Origin of the sequence: Acidocella aminolytica 101 = DSM 11237, from assembly GCF_900129125.1 — a bacterium.
Taxonomy (GTDB): domain Bacteria; phylum Pseudomonadota; class Alphaproteobacteria; order Acetobacterales; family Acetobacteraceae; genus Acidocella; species Acidocella aminolytica.
The window spans coordinates 1-15,994 of sequence record NZ_FQVJ01000058.1; the positions used below are offsets into that span (position 1 = coordinate 1).

Consider the following 15,994-nt stretch of genomic DNA (forward strand, 5'->3'; position numbering starts at 1 on the left):
ACCTCCCCCAACACCTCCGGAGCCCTCCGGAGTACCCTCTCAACTACTGTGTCGTCGTCCATGAAAACCGCCGTTCAGTTCAAACGGCCAGATTCAGGATCAGGGAAATCACCGCAAGGCGGGCAACAGCTTACGCTTACACTATATCGTGTAGAAAATCGTGCATGTAACCTCTACTTAATGCCTGCTATTAGAGTGAGTAATCTATAAGAATCCGACGTGAGACGGGCCGATAGGAGAACGTCCGTTTCGGCCAGCAAACAAAGAAAAACGGACACTCCAGCATGGTAGCAGCCTGGGCAAAGAGACCCAGAAGAAAGGGTTTTTGTGCTTCGCAGGCAAACTATAATACCCACTCGATTATTAATTAGATAAAAATACCCATCAAAATCAGCGTTCTTACAAGGCCAAATTCAGGGATGCCACGAAAAATACCACGCTCTGAACCGCCCGGGTTCTTCGGAGGCTGTTTGGTTTGAGTCAGGCCGCCATGACCTGACGTTCCTGTTGCCGATAGTAGTTTGCCTCAGCTTCTGCCGGCGGGATGTCCCCGATCGGCCCCAGCAGCCGCTGGTGGTTGAACCAGTCCACCCACTCCAGGGTCGCCCATTCGACAGCTTCCCGGGTGCGCCAAGACTGGCGATGAATCACCTCCGCCTTGTACAGGCCGTTGATGGTCTCGGCCAATGCGTTGTCATAGGAATCGCCCACGCTGCCCACTGAAGCTTCGATGCCTGCCTCGGCCAGACGCTCGCTGTAGCGAATGGACACATATTGCGATCCCCTGTCGCTGTGGTGAATCAGGCTTCCGGCATCGAACGGCCTGCGGGCGTGCAGCGCCTGTTCCAGCGCATCAAGTACGAAGTCCGTGCGCATGGTATTGGACACTTTCCAGCCCACGATGCGACGGGCGAACACGTCAATCACGAAGGCCACGTACAGATGGCCCTGCCACGTCGACACGTACGTGAAGTCGGCCACCCACAGCGCATTCGGACGATCGGCCTGGAACTGCCGGTTCACCCGGTCCAGCGGGCACGGCGCGGCCTTGTCGCTGACCGTCGTCCTGACCGGCTGACCACGGACCACGCCCCGGATGCCGAGCCGGCGCATCAGGCGCTCGACCGTGCAGCGGGCCGCTTCAAAGCCTTCCCGGTGAAGTTGTCGCCAGACCTTGCGGGCACCGTAAACCCGGTGATTCTTGTCCCACACCCGGTGAACTTCCGTCTCCAGCACCGCGTCGCGCTGCACCCGCGGCGGTGCCGTCGTCGGGTCGGCGTGGCGGGCCGCATGGAGGTAGTACGTCGACGGGGCGATCGGCAGCACCTTGCAGATCGGCTCGACCCCATAGTCGGCTCGGTGTTCGTCAATGAACGTCTTCATCGCTTGAACCGGCGGTCGAGCTCCGCCTGGGCAAAATACGCGCTGGCCTTGCGCAGGATCTCGTTGGCCTGGCGCAACTCACGCACCTCGCGTTCCAGCGCTTTCATCTTCTCGCGCTCGGACGTGGTCAGGCCCTCGCGCAGGCCCTGATCACGCTCGGCCTGGCGCACCCAGTTGCACAGCGTCTGCGCGGTGCAGCCGATCTTGGCGGCAACCGATTCGATCGTCGCCCACTGCGAGGCGTGGTCATTCTGGTGCTCGAACACCATCCGCACCGCCCGTTCCCGGGTCTCCGGGGAGTACTTCGCTGCTTTGCTCATGGCTCCATCTTCTCAAGAGTAGGAGCCTCCGAAATACCCGGGGCGGTTCAGATTGAGGCGAGCTTGACGACGGCGAGATAGTTGGTGGCGCGCTTTTCGTATCGGGTTGCGATGGCCGGGTACCGGCCTGACAGTCCCTTGAACAACTGCCGAAGCGAGTGCTGTCGTTGCGACGCGTCTTCACGAACCAGCGTCAGATAGGAAACCACCAATGACCCCTCGTCGTCTGATACGTCAGAGGTATACGGCTTGCGAATGCTCTCCATGCACGCCGGCATGAATCAACCCAGCGGGAAAGTACATAACACCCTCTAATCCGTGAGCACGCCAAAGAGTTCGGTAGCGGCGAGTCTGGATTTCGCCTCAACCTCCCGCCATTTGGCGATAAGCCGTTGGGGATAGTCCTGTGGCGCGCCTGAACGCGGTGCTGAAGGCGCTGACTGATCCGTAGCCTGCGAGCTCGGCTACGTCGATCATCTCTCGTGCGGTCGATACCAACGCAGCTTTGGCGAGTGACATACGCCAAGCCGACAGGTAGCCGATGGGGGAAATGCTGACGATCTCGGTGAAGCGGGCCGCGAAGCCGGCACGAGACATCCCAGCTTCCCGTGCGAGTTGGGCAACGGTCCAGGCGCGTGACGGCTCCATATGCAGCCTCCGTAGCGCGCGGCTGATACGCGGATCGGCCAAGCCCGCCAGCAGCCCCGGCCGCATGCCATCGACCTGGCCAGCGCGATGGCGCAGCGTCTCCACGAGGATCACCTCGAGAAGACGATCCAGCGCCAGTGAACGACCCGGTCGGTCCGCAGTTGCCTCGTCGTCCAAAAGCCTCAGCAGTTGTCCTAGCCGTTGGGCGGCAACGTCGGCCGCGCAAACATGCACGACCGGCGAGAGCAGACTCGCGATAGAAGCCGCATTGGGGTCGGCAAACAGGAAGTGCCCCGCCAAGAACCGGGCGGCGGGCGTGGCAGGATCGCCGCCTTGGAGAGCCCCCGGATCCGCGAGTAGCTCCTTCAATCCGATCGGCTCAACATCCGGCCCTGATCGCAGGACCCATTCCGGCGGACACGCCATCATCATGAAATCGCCCGGCTGCAGCATCAGTCGGATCTCGCCGCGTTCGAGCGCACATGTTCCTTCAATCAACTGCCCGAATACGACAGCGTCTACGGCGGGAAAGCCGATCGCCCAAGGCTCCTGCACCGCGATCAAGCGCCAGGTCAACTCGCGTGGCCGCAGCAGGCCGATAACCTGGGACAAAGGATCCAATTGGACGCCCGATAACAAAAAACAGAATTTCATCGTACCACGTCTCAGCCACGGCCGATACCTGTCATGAGAGGTGTTCCGGCGGAGATAATTTCTGCATCCTGACACGTGGATGCTCTCCGTGAAATGCGACAACGGGGTGGGAGGCGGTCATTCGTATAGCGGCGGAGCCAGTTCCAGCTCCGGTCTTTCCTGCGGTTCGGGGCGCAGTGCTAGGGCGGCCGTTGAGCGCGTGAAGCGGACCGGCGGCACCCGGTATGATCGCTCAGACTTCAGCAGCTGGATTCCGATCTTCCGTGGCAAGACTGAGAAGGGGAGCCGATTGGACGTTCGATCAACAGAACTAGACGTTCGATGATAGCGCGTCGTACCTGCCGCCGATATTCTGTGACGGATTTTGGAGAGATCGGAATGCGGGTATTTGTAACCGGCGCGAGCGGCTTCATCGGCCAGGCAGTTGTGAAAGAGCTGATTGGTGCCGGTCATCAGGTCACCGGCCTGGCTCGATCCAAGAACGCCGCCCAAAAATTGGCAAAACTTGGCGCGAACGTCCATGCAGGCTCCCTGTACGAGCCCGACACGCTTGGCGCCGCAGCCGCAGCGGCGGAGGGCGTAATCCACTTGGCCTTCATCCACAGTCCGCGCGATATCCCGCTGGGGCGCCGACTTCGGCTGATCCTCGGCGGCTCGCCATCCGGCATCGTAAGCCGGTTCGGCGCAGCGATCACCGCTGCGGACCGGCACGCGATTGACGCCTTGGCTGGTCCGTTGCAGGGTTCAGGCCGGCCTCTTGTGACTGTATTCGGCACTATGGGCATGGCCGAAGCGCACACCGCAACCGAAGATCAGGAGCCAGACCCGCGCTCCCCGGGCTGGATGCGTTCGCAAGCCGAAGCATCGGTGAAAGCTTGGGCCGAGCGGGGTGTGCGCGCAACCGTGGTCCGCCTGGCCCCTTCGGTCCACGGGGATGGCGATCACGGCCTCGTCCCGAGCTTCATCGCCGCCGCGCGCAAGCATAACAGCGCGGGCTATGTCGGCGATGGTGAGAACCGCTGGAGCGCTATTCATCGCCTCGATGCGGCGGTCCTGCTGCGCCTCGCCCTGGAGAATGGCCGGGCCGGCGCGCGCTATCACGGCGTGGCCGAAGAGGGTATTCCCTTCCATCAAATCGCCGAGGTGATCGGACGGCGGCTGAAACTGCCTACGGTCAGCCTGACGCCCCCGGAGGCGGCCCGCCGATTCAAATGGCTCGCTCCTTTCGCCGCCTACGACAATCCAGTCTCCAGCCAGCTAACCCAAGAACGGCTGGGATGGCACCCCACCCATCCGGGGCTACTGGCAGACCTTGATCGTGAGGCTTATTTCCGTACGTGACTGCTACGCAGAAGCAGCGGGCCTACTTTCGTCCCACAATTACCGATGGGCGCACGGCCTGTCGATGCCGTTGGTGGAGGAAGCCGCTACCATTTCAATGGCTGAGCAAGCTCATGACGCGGCCCATGCGCTGTCTGCTGCGCTTAACGTCGATCTTATCGGCCCGTTTGTGGGAAAATTTCGACGGGACGGCATTTGCGCCCCTCGCACCTGAAGGCAAAGAGCGCTTTTGTACGACCGTCAAGGCAGGCAAAGCCCTGCCAAGTTAGGACTTCTCTGCCGCTGCGGAACTGGCTCATATCCAGTGCAAAGGTTTCACTACACGTAGGGCGTCCCAACCATTGCCGCCTTAAGGGCGATGGTTCCCCTATCAACAATTGCGAGAAAGACTCCTCTAGCTTCTTCTGGATCACGATTCCGGCGAAACCGCCGATGAGCCTGGATGAAGGCCGTGCCCCATGTCGCCAGAAGTATCTCCGCGGCCAGATGGGCATCGGGATCACAAGCCTCTTGCCCCACGCACTCAACAAGCGCTGTTGCGACGACCTGGGCGAGTTCGTCCCGTATCGCCCTGGCCCGAGCCTTCAGAGGCTCACTGCCCTCGATCGTCTTGATATAGGCTTGGCCCATCTCGGAAAAATCGAGATAACGGCTCTCTTCCGCCACTAGCTGATGCGCAAGCTGGTGCAATGCCTCGATCGGAGGAACACAGAGGTCGAGCCGCCGTAACGTGTTGCGCAGGATCTCGCGGCCTTCCGCGTCGCGGTCGAAGAACATATCCTCCTTTCGGGGAAAGTGGTTGAACACCGTCATCCGTCCGACTCCGGCGACTGCTGCGATCTCATCTATCGTCACATTGTCAAAGCCCCGCTCGAAAAAGAGCTGCGTGGCGGCGTCAGAAATGGCTTGGCGCGTAGCGCGGCGCGTCCGGGATCGAGCGTCTGTGGGCTTCAAAATATGACTCTTGCCAGTTTTTGTACTCAGTACATATACTCAGTATATATACTGAGTCAACATCTTTGGAGAAGCATGCCCATGACGAAACTTGCAGACAAAGTCGCCGTCGTTACCGGGGCTTCTAGGGGCATCGGCGCGGCCATCGCCAAGTCGTTTGCCGCAGAAGGCGCCGCTGTGGTGGTCAACTATGCTTCGCGTAAGGCCGACGCGGACGCTGTCGTCGATGCGATCACTCGCACTGGTGGAAAGGCCATTGCAGTGGGGGCGGACGTGTCTAAGGCGGACGAAGTCACGACCTTAGTTGAGGCAGCGATCACGGCCTTCGGTCGCCTCGACGTATTGGTCAACAATGCCGGCATCTACGAAATGTCGCCCATCGAGGCGGTGACGGAGGATCAATATAGGCGCGTGTTCGACGTCAACGTCCTCGGCGTGTTACTAGCGACGCAAGCCGCTGCAGAGTATATTGGAGAAGGCGGCTGCGTGATCAACATCTCCTCCAACATCACTAGCGGCTTGTGGCCAAAGCTGGCGATTTACGCCGGCAGCAAAGGCGCGGTAGACATCATCACCGGGGTATTGGCCAACGAACTTGGTCCGCGCAAGATCCGCGTCAATTGCATCAACCCCGGCCTTGTGGAAACCGAAGGTTCAGAAGCCGGCCTTTCTTCGGGCTTCCAAGAGCAGATCATAGCGCAGACTCCCCTTGGTCGCGCCGGTCGGACAGACGACATCGCTGCGTTGGCCGTCTTCCTGGCATCCGATGACGCGCGCTGGCTGACTGGCGAAAAACTGCTTGCCACCGGAGGCTTGCGCTGATGCGTTGCAATTAGTCTGACGCGGGTCAGGACCGTACGGTCCGCAGATCCCCGAGGTCGACGGCAAGAGGCTCACAATCTTCGCAGCGCAGCCGACAGGCTGGATGCAATGGTGCGCAACTCCTTAGTCGAAGGTGTGCGCCCGATCACCACCATCCGCCAGTAGAGCGTCGCGGGCAACAGATCGAGCGCGTGTTCCCGGTCCAGGGAATGGGGCAGGTCACCGCGAGCGACGGCTCGGTCAAGGAGTGCCCGCCCGAGATCGCGGCGCGCTGCGGCGACGCGCGTGTTGATCGCACGCATCTCTTTGGACCGAGCGGCCTCGGCGTGCAGGTCGGGCAGGATTCTGCGGACCAGCGGATGGCGTAGCACCGCACGCAGGCGCAACAGGAACGACAGCACATCGGATTCGAGCGCTCCGGTATCCTCCGGCAGCGCCACGCTGGGCCCAAGCGCGTCCAGCACCGCATCAGCGAAGGCGAGCTTGGAGGGGAAACGACGGTAGATCGCGGCCTTTCCGGCGCCGGCGCGGGCCGCGACCCGTTCGAGACTGAGGGCAGCAAAGCCACGCTCGGCCCATTCCTCTAAGAAGGCGCGGTAGAGCTGCTCGGTGAGCACGGCGCTCGGCACCGCCGCCCCCGAAGGAGCGCGCGTCTTTTTTTCGTCGAGACGGTTGCGTTCCATTCATCTATCCATATATCGTCGGAACGTTAGCGTTCCAACCATACGAGGACCGATCATGACACGCAAGTTCAACAGCTTCCCTGGGCTGCTGCGCGGGGCTCTCGGTGAAAGTCTCGAGCCCGGGGAAGAGATTGGCGATCTTTTCGCCGATGACATCGTCTTCGAGTTTCCTTATGCGCCCGAGGGAGTGCCGCGACGGTTAAGCGGCAAGGCTGGGCTGTTTAACCACCTCACGCGCATCTCACCGCTTCTCGAGTTCGGTGAGATGACATTGCACAGAGTACATCCGTCGGGTGAGACCTTCGTCATTGAGTTTTCTTGCAATGGCCGAGGGCGGAGAACCGGGGTGCCCTATGATCAACGTTACATCTCAGTCATTGCGTTGAGCGACAGGCGAATTGTCCGCTACGTCGATTACTGGAACCCGCTGGTGCTCCTGTCGGCGCTAGGAGGCGCCGAGGCCACCCGGGCCGCTTTTGCCGAGGATGCGGCGGATGCCTGAACGAATTCTTGTCACCGGCGGTAAGGGTAAGACAGGGGCACGGGTCGCCTTGGCACTGACGCGGGCAGGCCACGACCCGTACATCGCCACACGGCATCCTGCGGGTCCGATGGACCGGCAATTCGAGTGGTCTGACCCTCAGACTGCGACGGCCTTCGAGGGCTGCACCGCGGCCTACCTCGTCGCGCCGACCGACCGTATCGATCACCTTGCCCAAATGCGCCCGCATCTAGAGCGTGCAATTGCCGGGGGGACAAGGCGCTTCGTGCTGCTCAGCGCGTCGTCGCTAGAGCGAGGCGGAGCGATGATGGGAGAGGTGCACGATTGGCTCGCCCGGAATGCGCCGGAATGGGCGGTGCTGAGACCCTCATGGTTCATGCAGAACTTTTCCGAGGGGCCGCATGCCCTGACGCTCCGCGACGAGGGGGTGATCTACAGCGCGACCGGGACAGGCCGGATCGGCTTCATCGATGCCGGGGACATCGCAGAGGCTGCGGTGGCGGCGCTGGTTGGGCCGGCCGCGTTGAATCGGGATGTCGTACTGACCGGTCCAGAGGCATTGAGCTACAAGGACCTTGCCGAGATTCTGTCGCAGGTTCTTCGTCGGCCAATCCGGCATATCGCCTTAGACGCAGACACTCAGGCGCAGCGTTTTGAGGCGCAAGGCCTTCCCCCGGACTACGCGCGTATGCTCAGCGCGCTCGACCAACGGATCGCCGAGGGCGCCGAGGCTAGAACGACTGACGGGGTGGCCCAACTGACGGGCCGGACGCCAACACGCTTCCGGGCCTTTGCGGAAGCTGCTGCGCCGGCCTGGCGCGTAGACGCGGACACCACACCTGAGGCGTTCGCCCATCCCGAACATAAAGGAAAAGAGCGACGGCGGGCGACCTGAAATCCTTATCCGCTGTGCCCAGCCCCATCGCCTGCCGTTAACAATGGCCATATGGCCGAGAGCCGTGTGAGGCGTAAACCGAACGTGGCCGCCGTCTCTTCCGCGTCGGTCGCAAGGGTCATTCTGCTCATCAGATCACCGATCGTGGAGGCCGGCGCCGGGAGTGACTCCAGGTTTCGACGTGGGACGAACTCGATTGGCACATCATGACCGTTGGCGAGCGAGATCAGCTCGACGAGGCTGTGCTCGTCCGGTCCACCCAAGTTGTAGGTTCCCTTTGGCCCGAGCCGTCCAATCGCTGCGAGAACCGCAGAAACGACGTCATCGATATGAAGCGGGCGGCGACGTTGGGTGCCGTTGCCGAATACACGAACGGTGCGCCCTGGAGGTTTCGGCAGAAGCGCGTTTTCAAAAGGCGTTGGGGAGGCACCACCACAAACTAGTGGCTGGATCCGGAAGATCACGGCCCCTGGAAGTGCTGCGAGTGCTTGCTCGGCGAGACCCTTCGATTTCAGGTACCAGTTGCTGTCGTCGGGATCAGCACCCGTGGCCGAGAAGTAGACCACCGGACTCTCGCGCCCTCGGATCGTATCAGCCACGCGTCGCGCTGTCGCAACTGTGCCGCTCTCGTAGGTCGCCCAATCCGGAGCCGCGAAGACGCCAGTCAGAACGATCACGGCATCGGCGCCTGCAAGCGCATCAAGCGCCTTCTGATTGTTCATCCAGTCAGAATGAATTTCGTCAGCGAGGACATCCACCCTTTGTCGGACGAGGGCGGTCACACGAGCGGCGATGCCTTTAAGGTGGGGGAGTAGCCGGAAACCCGTGCGGCTGTTTGCACCGACCACGACGACGTGGCCGATTGAGGGAGCGGAGTTGGTGTCCATTATTCCTGCCAAGATGATTTATATGCGATAGCATAATATGCTATAGCATATAAATGTGCAAGCGTGTTTCCGATGGCTTGGTTGATGCCCACCACCGGGTTAGGATTGGGAGCGATGGACGATGTTGAAGAAATTGGCTTGTTGATGAAGGCGGCTATGCGAGAGTCCGAGCGCCGCATCAACGACGTACTGCGCCCGCTGGACCTGACGGCAAGTCAAGCCGAGGTGCTTGATATGCTGGATCGATATGGGCCTATGTCGCTGAGCGAACTGGGGTCTCTGATGGTGGCTGAGGGGGGGCACCCGAGTCGTCTCGTGGACCGCATGGTGCAGGCCGGGCTGGTCTCACGGCGAAGCGCGGCGGACGACCGTCGTCGTCTCACGTTGGAACCGACTGAGCGTGGTCGCGTCCTTTCAGCGCAAGCGCGCACCGCCAAGGAAGCGTTCAGGAGTTGGGTGAGCAGCCAGCTCGACGGGTTCGATCTAGGGCCTGCGCGCGCATTCTTTGCAACCTTTCTGGCCGAGACCGAGATGGGGGAGACGGTCCGCCAGAGACGAGACAAGGCAAAAATCGAACGGGCCCATGGGCCCGATACGAAAGCCTGATGGGCCGTTTTCTGGACACCGGACCAAGCGGGTAAGCGCCAACACCTTGCCTCATGCTAAAGGAATGCCCGCAAATGAAAGCCGTGCAGCCGAGCAGTGTGGACGACCCCAACGAGGCGCTGTGGCGTAACCTCTTGCACGCGGCCCGGCATGACGATGGAGCCGCCGCCAAGGAACTCCTACAGGCCGGATTCCCGATCTACTACGCCGAGGATGACAACCCGGTGGACTTGCTCATCAAAGAGCATCCGAGCGGACGGCGCGAACTGATGCGCTTCGACCGCGCCCGCTGGCTCAAGCGACTTTGCGGTGGCGCAGTTGATCGAGAACCGGGAAGACGGCTGACGGCTCGCCGGTGCACACCAACTCAAGCCGCGCGTCGATAACAAGACCGCCGAGCTGGCCGGTCGCGCCAGTGACGAAAAGCTTTGGCGTGTCAGGCAGGTAACCGCTTTGGCATGCAGGGAGACCCCCATTCGCCAGCTGGAATTTCACCTACACGCTTCGAGGAAACGGGGGGATTACGCATCATTTCGTTGTCCCAGACCTCCCAGGGCACGGCTGACAACATCGTGCAATGATGTGGTGGGACGGCCGATCAAGCTAGATAGTTGATGACCATCATCAAACAGCGCGCCGTGGCGGGACGCCGCGGAGGAGCGGGCGAATGAGGCGGCGTTGCACTCTGGCAATCCGGCATTGACCAGCGAAGCCCTATAGTCGGCCTCTGGCATGTCCCGGTAGACGACCCTCTTGCCAGATTGCCGTGAAATCTCTGCGGCAAGTTCGGCCATCGTGAACGGTACGTCGCCGGCGAGTTCGTAAATGCGAGCCTGGTTCTCCTTAGCAGTGAGGACTGCGGCTGCGGCTTCTGCGTAGTCGTCCCGCGCTGCTGAAGCGATACGACCCTCGCCGGCGCTGCCTAGCACGACGCCGTGTTGAAGCACGGACGGAAGTGCGAAAGTATAGTTCTCCGTGTACCAGCCGTTGCGAAGCAGAACGAACGGGATGCCACTGGCCCCCAACAGCGCCTCGGTTTGGCGATGCTCTTCGGCGACGGCGAGCTCGGATGTGTCGGCGCGCAAGACGCTTGTATAGGCAATCAGCCTGACGTTTGCTTGCTTAGCAGCGTCGATGACAGCCTTGTGCTGAGCAACTCGGCCGCCGAGCTTACTACTGGCGACCAGCAGGAGTTTGTCGACGCCGGCCAACGCGGGGAGGAGCGTCTCGGGCTTGTCGTACTCGGCTTCGCGGATCGACACGCCTTTCTTAGCCATATCGTCGGCCTTGGAAGGCGTGCGGACTAGCGCTGCGATACAACTCGCCGGCAGGGTTTCCAGGAGAGCCGCGATCACATGGCGGCCAAGGTGGCCTGTGGCTCCGGTAACGGCGTAAATCATTGCTTCCGATCGCTTTCTATCGATGGGTATTGGAGGATTGGGAGGATCGCCCATGCGCTGGGCCTCACTCCAATCATATAGACCCATGGCGGAGATTTAATTAGCGGTATAAATGAACCTGATCAGTTGAGCTGAGATCAATAATGAACAAGGCCGACCTACGCGATACCTACACGCTCGCCATCATCGCCGAGGAGTGCAGCTTCACCCGTGCTAGTGCGAAGCTGGGCGTGTCGACCTCGGCTCTGAGCCACCAGATTCGCGACTTCGAACGTCGGCTCGGCGTCCAGCTCCTCCATCGCAGCACGCGCAGCGTCAGCTTGACTGAGGCCGGAGCATCGCTGCTCGCCCGTGCCGGTCCCGGACTTGCGGAGGTGGCGGCCGGGCTCGGCTTGTTGGGCGAGTGGCGCTCAACGCCAGCGGGAACGGTTAGGATTACCGCCAACCGTTGGAGCGTGGAGCGTTACATCGAGCCGGTACTCTCTAGGCTTCATTGCGACTACCCCGCCGTGGTGGTGGAGCTATCCGTCGACGAATCCCTCATAGACATCGTGCGGGACGGCTTTGATCTCGGGATCCGCCCGGGCCGCTTGATTGCGCCCGACATGGTCGTCCACAGGCTGGAGCCGGACGACCGGTCGGCGGTGGTGGCGTCACCGGAATACATCGCTAAGCATCGGACCCCGGAGGCGCCAGAGGACCTGAGTGCACACCGCTGCATGTTCTACCGTATCGCCGGCTCGCGCGATCTGCAGCTCTGGAAGATGCACAGGAACGGGTTGACGACGCGTATGGTGCTCGAGCCCGCCTTCGTCACTGACGACGCCGACCTATTGATACGTCGGGCGATCGCTGGAGACGGCCTCGCCTATGTGCGCCATCGGCGCGCCCGTGAGCACTTGAAAAGTGGCGCTCTGGTGGAGGTGCTCGAGCCATGGTCGGCGCCACTTGCGGGCAACCACCTCTATCACGCTAGCCGGCGAGTGCTCTCGCCGGCGATCCGCCTGGTGATGGCGCTCCTGAAAGAAGGCGTTCCGAAAATTCAGGCGCCGGTCTGACGAGAAGCGATCCCTCCGCGCTGCGGGCATCGGGATTGGCACCGGGTCCCAGGCAGTCATGCCACGCCGGCTGATTGATCCAATCGTCGCGCTGGTCCTGCGGCTTGATAAGTACTACCCGTCAGGGGTACCCGGCACCGCAAGGCCTGGTGCCGTCGATGCGCGTCTATTCCAGCATGGTATGCAGGAGTGGGCGGAGACACTTTCCTCGGGCGGCTACGCTGTTCCTGTGCTGCCGCACAATTCCTGCTTACCTGTGTGAAGCCTGTCCCGCGCTCGATCGCATCATCCCGCACGCACGCCTCGTCGAGTTCGAGCGGCTGGTGAACGGCTCCCCGTTTCGACCGGACACCGGCGCAGACCGGCGGGCCTCGGCGCAAGCCTGGGTCTATTCCAGCGAGACGGTCGCGGCGAACACGGAAATTCTTGCCTTCGATCCGGCCCACGCCGTCCAAATGATCTCGGATACCGTGCCGAATCCCTTCGTCGGGCGCGAGATTGTCGGCGCGATGATAGCCGCCCTTCGGGTGCGCGGTTTCGATGATGCCAAGCTTGGCCAGCTCGCCGCCTGATCGTGGAAGAGCTGCGCAACGGCCTCGATGCCGGTCGGAATGGGCGTGCCGAAGTCCTCTTCCAGGCGGAAGTGGCGGCGGGCAGCATCCAGTTCCGGCTGCGGCTAGATGGCCGCAACTGGCGAATACCATTTAGCATCGAAACCACCGAACCGGAGAACGCTCCTCAGCTTCTGAACCGAGCCGATGGTCCACTGGAAAAGAGCCAGTTCGCGCCGGCCTACGAAAATGAGCTGAATGGCGACGAACGGGACGTGGCCGTATATCTTGATGGGGAAAAGACGCTGACTTGGTGGCACCGCAACGTCGCCCGAACGCAGTATGGCATTCAGGGATGGAAGAAGACCAAAATCTATCCCGATTTCATCTTCACCGTGCAGCGGGACGGAGAATCCAAACGCATCACGGTGCTCGAAACAAAAGGCGATCCGCTCGATAATCTTGACACGGCCTATAAGCGTGAAGCGCTATCGTTCCTCTCGGAACATTTCCAATGGGACGAAACCACGCCGGTTGGAGAACTAGAACTGGTCAACGACGGCGAAACTGTTGAGGGCACACTGATCCTGATGAGTGGATGGCAGGCAAAGTTGCCTGCCCACTTATGACCCTTGCCTCATGAGAATTGCAAACCTGACACGATATCGACATTGAAAGATTGACGGGAATCTTGCCTCCAAACGCACGACCTACCCGTCCTTCGCCCGAAATGTTGTGGTGTTCGGAAAACCACCGTTTTCTGAACGCTGGACCAAACGGCTCAGCGCCGATACCTTGCCACACGCGAAAGGAATATCAGCAAATGAAAGCCGTGGAGCCGAGCGGTATCGACGACCCCAACGAGGCGCTTTGGCGTGACCTCCTGCACGCGCTTCAGCATGACGATGGAGCCGCCGCCAAAGAACACCTACAGGCCGGATTCCCGATCTACTATGCCAAGGACGACACCCCGGCGGGCTTGCTCATCAAAGAGCATCCGGACGGACGGCGCGAACTGGTGCGTTTCGACAGAGCCGGGGATGAAGTCACCCGGGCACTCAAATCGCGTGACCGCGAATGAATGGTTCGGAGATGCCCGTCGGTCGGCTTATGGGGTATCGCGATGATTGCCCGCCGTGCTGCTTATGGCCAGTTGGGGCCGAAAGCGGACAGCCCGGTCTGGGACGGGAAACAAGATAAACTGCCATTGGCCGCCGAACATCGGGGCGGAAAAGGTGACTTGGTTGGCTACGTCAGCCGACGAAAAGTCCGAGTACCGAGAAAAGATCACATGGGGAAGAAACTCCGAAAAGCGGGAACAAAGACTTGCACGAATGAAAGCCCGATCCTAGCCTCATGTTACGTGAGATACTTGGATTGCATGGACCTATGGCTAAAAGTGATCAGGACAAACTGTACCACGATCATCGCGAGGCGACGCGTGCATTACTTTGCCAGTATAAGCGCGTTGACGCCGCTATTGCATTGAGTGTCTCTGAGCTATGGCCGGCCAATGCAGGCAGTCCTGTCAAGCACATTTTCGCATGGCACGTTCTGTTAGAGATCACGCACGATATTCCTGAATCGATACCAATTACCAGCTACGCGGATTTCAAAGTGTTTTCACAAGCACTTTACACGGTGTGGCCCGAATTCCCGTTTCTTGAGGATTTTTCCCCTGAAGCCGACTGGGGTCAAACCAAGGTGCGTTTTGGCCAAAATTTTGTCCCGATGTTCTATGGCAGTTGCATTGAACGAACTCCCGATTTCGTAGAAGCGTTTCGAATCACTTACGCGCAAATCCCAGAAGCTCAAGCCCAAATGGATCTTGCCGTTGCTCTGCAAGCGCGCATCATCGAATCGATGCCTAGCCTAGGGGGCGCCACCGTGACCGAGGCGCAACAAGCTTTTGTTGAGGTGGCTCCGGAAGATTTTTGGCTAACTTGCAGGTCGATTCTTCAGAAAATAGGCGACGATGTCTCAGATTTACGAAAAATGGCAGGGTTTGCGCTTGATTTTCATTTTGGTACCTTTGAAGCGCCGCTGACATGGGATGCATTCGGAAATGCAGTGATGAATGGGACAGCCCTGCCTTTTCTGGCGGCCGAAAGCGACGGCACTTGGGTGCCGATGTCCGTACGTAGCGCTCCGGGGCTCATTATTGACCATTGGGCTAACAAAAACCTAGCCGGGGTGAGCCTCCATACCCAGCGGAGACTTGCGCAATTCGTTGGCGAGCGATTCCAAAATTCAATCACGGGGCCCTTGACGCTTTTTGTCGGTAATACAGTCTGCAAAGACCTACCTATTAGTTGCATGATCTCGGCCGATACAGGTCTTTATCTTATTTGCTCCTGTGACCATGCATCGATTGAGCGTCTATCAGACACGGCAAAGAAAGTGTACGCCATGGTGAGGCGTGGCGCACCGATCGTCTTCGGCCGTCCCGATGGGCGTCTCCTGTCACTATCAAGAAATAAAGTTGGACTAAATGCCGATGAACTTCACATCATCATTGTTGTTACCCAGGCAGGGACAGCATTTGGCGCTGTCAACGCGCCCGAGAAACCCACTCGTTTGCTTCCGCTGGCAGACTTCGTCACCATTTTCGATAGTCTGAATGATCCCGATGAATTGGAGCGTTATTGGCAGTTCGTTGACGCTCAAGAATCCTCTCTCAGTCCATTCTCTCGTGGGGCTGCAGACCTGTTTGCATCTTTCAGAGATACGCATGGCGTACTTGTCGAGGGGGCGATATCTCCCACCTTTATCGGCCTGGATCCACATTGGGGTACGTCCTGGCGATTCAAAGAACTGACTGACTTCTGGTCTCGTGCTCCGAAGGTATTTCCAGATGGCTCCCTTGGTTGGCGGCTGTCGTCTGGAACCGCAGGTGTTGTTGAACTCCAATCGCGTCATCACAAAGCAATTGCATATTCTACATCGGTTGGCTCTTGTACGGTTCAAACATTATTAGGGTCCAGACTCATAAAATCCACCAGACGATGGCGGCAACCAGGTATATTGATGCGGCGAAATTGACTTCGAGCCGGTCGTAACGTGTTGCGATACGTCTGAAGTCTTTCAGGCGACAGAAGGCATTTTCGATGAGGTGTCGATCCCTGTAGGCTTTTTTGCTGAAGCTGAAGGGCTTCTTGCGGTTGCACTTATTTGGAATAACCGGCTTTGTGCCGCGCTTTTTCAGTACCTTGCGTAATTCGGCGCTGTCATAAGCTTTGTCGGCGAGGAATTTCTTGGGCACCTTGGTTGTGTTGATCAGCGGTTCAGCG

General features: G+C 59.9%; 20 protein-coding genes and 1 other annotated feature. Of the genes, 12 read left to right on the forward strand and 8 right to left on the reverse strand.

Annotation, left to right across the window (positions count from 1 at the left end):
- Nucleotides 1-480 precede the first annotated feature (480 nt).
- From BUB54_RS18465 to BUB54_RS18480, 3 genes are all read right to left on the reverse strand, one after another.
- Nucleotides 481-1,703, reverse strand: a protein-coding gene (locus BUB54_RS18465; RefSeq protein ID WP_139284999.1) for an IS3 family transposase whose coding sequence is annotated in 2 segments (ribosomal slippage) — nt 481-1,418 and nt 1,418-1,703 — 1,224 coding nt in all. Because the reading frame shifts where the segments join, the coding sequence is not laid out codon by codon here.
- Nucleotides 1,309-1,425: a sequence feature (AL1L pseudoknot), on the reverse strand. It overlaps the preceding gene by 117 nt.
- A gap of 47 nt (nt 1,704-1,750) precedes the next feature.
- Entirely contained in the window at nt 1,751-1,969 is a 219-nt protein-coding gene (locus tag BUB54_RS21010; protein WP_082075744.1) for a hypothetical protein, read from the reverse strand.
- Nucleotides 1,970-2,066: 97 nt separating this feature from the next.
- Nucleotides 2,067-2,972 (reverse strand): AraC family transcriptional regulator, encoded by a 906-nt coding sequence (locus BUB54_RS18480; protein WP_158320137.1) that lies wholly within the window; start codon nt 2,970-2,972, stop codon nt 2,067-2,069.
- Nucleotides 2,973-3,383: 411 nt separating this feature from the next.
- On the opposite strand from BUB54_RS18480, the gene BUB54_RS18485 reads away from it, so the two are divergent.
- Nucleotides 3,384-4,346 (forward strand): SDR family oxidoreductase, encoded by a 963-nt coding sequence (locus BUB54_RS18485; protein ID WP_048879906.1) that lies wholly within the window; start codon nt 3,384-3,386, stop codon nt 4,344-4,346.
- On the forward strand, nt 4,324-4,560 hold the full coding sequence (locus BUB54_RS21300; protein WP_217652550.1) for a hypothetical protein: 237 nt from the start codon (nt 4,324-4,326) through the stop codon (nt 4,558-4,560). Before BUB54_RS18485 ends, BUB54_RS21300 begins: the two co-directional genes overlap by 23 nt.
- Nucleotides 4,561-4,664: 104 nt before the next feature.
- On the opposite strand, the gene BUB54_RS18490 is transcribed toward BUB54_RS21300, so the two are convergent.
- On the reverse strand, nt 4,665-5,300 hold the full coding sequence (locus tag BUB54_RS18490) for a TetR/AcrR family transcriptional regulator (protein ID WP_199444733.1): 636 nt from the start codon (nt 5,298-5,300) through the stop codon (nt 4,665-4,667).
- 81 nt (nt 5,301-5,381) lie between these two features.
- Here BUB54_RS18490 and BUB54_RS18495 point away from each other — a divergent pair, with 81 nt between their 5' ends.
- The gene (locus tag BUB54_RS18495) at nt 5,382-6,122 is read left to right on the forward strand and encodes a glucose 1-dehydrogenase (protein WP_048879904.1); all 741 of its coding nucleotides are present in this window, start codon (nt 5,382-5,384) and stop codon (nt 6,120-6,122) included.
- A gap of 71 nt (nt 6,123-6,193) precedes the next feature.
- On the opposite strand, the gene BUB54_RS18500 is transcribed toward BUB54_RS18495, so the two are convergent.
- On the reverse strand, nt 6,194-6,805 hold the full coding sequence (locus BUB54_RS18500; protein WP_048879903.1) for a TetR-like C-terminal domain-containing protein: 612 nt from the start codon (nt 6,803-6,805) through the stop codon (nt 6,194-6,196).
- A gap of 55 nt (nt 6,806-6,860) precedes the next feature.
- On the opposite strand from BUB54_RS18500, the gene BUB54_RS18505 reads away from it, so the two are divergent.
- Entirely contained in the window at nt 6,861-7,307 is a 447-nt protein-coding gene (locus BUB54_RS18505; RefSeq protein ID WP_048879902.1) for a nuclear transport factor 2 family protein, read from the forward strand.
- Entirely contained in the window at nt 7,300-8,202 is a 903-nt protein-coding gene (locus BUB54_RS18510; RefSeq protein ID WP_199444732.1) for a Rossmann-fold NAD(P)-binding domain-containing protein, read from the forward strand. Before BUB54_RS18505 ends, BUB54_RS18510 begins: the two co-directional genes overlap by 8 nt.
- A gap of 5 nt (nt 8,203-8,207) precedes the next feature.
- Here the strand turns inward: BUB54_RS18510 and BUB54_RS18515 are convergent, their stop codons facing one another.
- Complete coding sequence (locus BUB54_RS18515; protein WP_048879901.1) at nt 8,208-9,089, reverse strand: NAD-dependent epimerase/dehydratase family protein; 882 nt, start codon at nt 9,087-9,089, stop codon at nt 8,208-8,210.
- A gap of 114 nt (nt 9,090-9,203) precedes the next feature.
- On the opposite strand from BUB54_RS18515, the gene BUB54_RS18520 reads away from it, so the two are divergent.
- Both BUB54_RS18520 and BUB54_RS18525 read left to right on the forward strand, forming a co-directional pair.
- Complete coding sequence (locus tag BUB54_RS18520) at nt 9,204-9,695, forward strand: MarR family winged helix-turn-helix transcriptional regulator (protein WP_073212003.1); 492 nt, start codon at nt 9,204-9,206, stop codon at nt 9,693-9,695.
- Nucleotides 9,696-9,769: 74 nt separating this feature from the next.
- Nucleotides 9,770-10,081, forward strand: a complete 312-nt coding sequence (locus tag BUB54_RS18525) for a hypothetical protein (RefSeq protein ID WP_199444731.1) — start codon at nt 9,770-9,772, stop codon at nt 10,079-10,081.
- 135 nt (nt 10,082-10,216) lie between these two features.
- On the opposite strand, the gene BUB54_RS18530 is transcribed toward BUB54_RS18525, so the two are convergent.
- A complete protein-coding gene (locus BUB54_RS18530) occupies nt 10,217-11,095 on the reverse strand; it encodes an SDR family oxidoreductase (protein ID WP_241869439.1) in 879 nt (292 codons plus the stop codon).
- 143 nt (nt 11,096-11,238) lie between these two features.
- Here BUB54_RS18530 and BUB54_RS18535 point away from each other — a divergent pair, with 143 nt between their 5' ends.
- The 5 genes from BUB54_RS18535 (at nt 11,239) to BUB54_RS20540 (ending at nt 15,746) form a co-directional block, all read left to right on the forward strand.
- Nucleotides 11,239-12,153 (forward strand): LysR family transcriptional regulator, encoded by a 915-nt coding sequence (locus BUB54_RS18535; protein ID WP_048879900.1) that lies wholly within the window; start codon nt 11,239-11,241, stop codon nt 12,151-12,153.
- Between the two features lie 158 nt (nt 12,154-12,311).
- On the forward strand, nt 12,312-12,725 hold the full coding sequence (locus tag BUB54_RS21305; protein WP_199444730.1) for a hypothetical protein: 414 nt from the start codon (nt 12,312-12,314) through the stop codon (nt 12,723-12,725).
- A 2-nt stretch (nt 12,726-12,727) separates the two neighbouring features.
- Nucleotides 12,728-13,333 carry a hypothetical protein gene (locus BUB54_RS18540; RefSeq protein ID WP_048879898.1) on the forward strand — a complete coding sequence of 202 codons (606 nt, stop codon included), beginning with the start codon at nt 12,728-12,730 and terminating at the stop codon, nt 13,331-13,333.
- Nucleotides 13,334-13,527: 194 nt separating this feature from the next.
- Nucleotides 13,528-13,785: a hypothetical protein gene (locus BUB54_RS18545; protein ID WP_048879897.1), complete on the forward strand. Its 258-nt coding sequence runs from the start codon at nt 13,528-13,530 to the stop codon at nt 13,783-13,785.
- Between the two features lie 308 nt (nt 13,786-14,093).
- Entirely contained in the window at nt 14,094-15,746 is a 1,653-nt protein-coding gene (locus BUB54_RS20540) for a hypothetical protein (protein WP_139285001.1), read from the forward strand.
- On the opposite strand, the gene BUB54_RS18555 is transcribed toward BUB54_RS20540, so the two are convergent.
- Nucleotides 15,691-15,994 (reverse strand): transposase (locus BUB54_RS18555; protein ID WP_139284873.1); only part of this gene is annotated, 304 nt, incomplete at its 5' end. The genes BUB54_RS20540 and BUB54_RS18555 overlap by 56 nt on opposite strands.

Excerpts from the sequence above, each read along its gene's own strand:
- BUB54_RS18535 (WP_048879900.1), top strand. The coding sequence starts at position 11,239 with ATGAACAAGGCCGACCTACGCGATACCTACACGCTCGCCATCATCGCC.
- BUB54_RS18510 (WP_199444732.1), top strand. The coding sequence starts at position 7,300 with ATGCCTGAACGAATTCTTGTCACCGGCGGTAAGGGTAAGACAGGGGCA.
- BUB54_RS21305 (WP_199444730.1), top strand. The coding sequence starts at position 12,312 with ATGCGCGTCTATTCCAGCATGGTATGCAGGAGTGGGCGGAGACACTTT.
- BUB54_RS18520 (WP_073212003.1), top strand. The coding sequence starts at position 9,204 with ATGGACGATGTTGAAGAAATTGGCTTGTTGATGAAGGCGGCTATGCGA.
- BUB54_RS18525 (WP_199444731.1), top strand. The coding sequence starts at position 9,770 with ATGAAAGCCGTGCAGCCGAGCAGTGTGGACGACCCCAACGAGGCGCTG.
- BUB54_RS18485 (WP_048879906.1), top strand. The coding sequence starts at position 3,384 with ATGCGGGTATTTGTAACCGGCGCGAGCGGCTTCATCGGCCAGGCAGTT.
- BUB54_RS18545 (WP_048879897.1), top strand. The coding sequence starts at position 13,528 with ATGAAAGCCGTGGAGCCGAGCGGTATCGACGACCCCAACGAGGCGCTT.
- BUB54_RS20540 (WP_139285001.1), top strand. The coding sequence starts at position 14,094 with ATGGCTAAAAGTGATCAGGACAAACTGTACCACGATCATCGCGAGGCG.
- BUB54_RS18505 (WP_048879902.1), top strand. The coding sequence starts at position 6,861 with ATGACACGCAAGTTCAACAGCTTCCCTGGGCTGCTGCGCGGGGCTCTC.
- BUB54_RS18500 (WP_048879903.1), bottom strand. The coding sequence starts at position 6,805 with ATGGAACGCAACCGTCTCGACGAAAAAAAGACGCGCGCTCCTTCGGGG.
- BUB54_RS18530 (WP_241869439.1), bottom strand. The coding sequence starts at position 11,095 with ATGATTTACGCCGTTACCGGAGCCACAGGCCACCTTGGCCGCCATGTG.
- BUB54_RS21010 (WP_082075744.1), bottom strand. The coding sequence starts at position 1,969 with ATGGAGAGCATTCGCAAGCCGTATACCTCTGACGTATCAGACGACGAG.
- BUB54_RS18515 (WP_048879901.1), bottom strand. The coding sequence starts at position 9,089 with ATGGACACCAACTCCGCTCCCTCAATCGGCCACGTCGTCGTGGTCGGT.
- BUB54_RS18495 (WP_048879904.1), top strand. The coding sequence starts at position 5,382 with ATGACGAAACTTGCAGACAAAGTCGCCGTCGTTACCGGGGCTTCTAGG.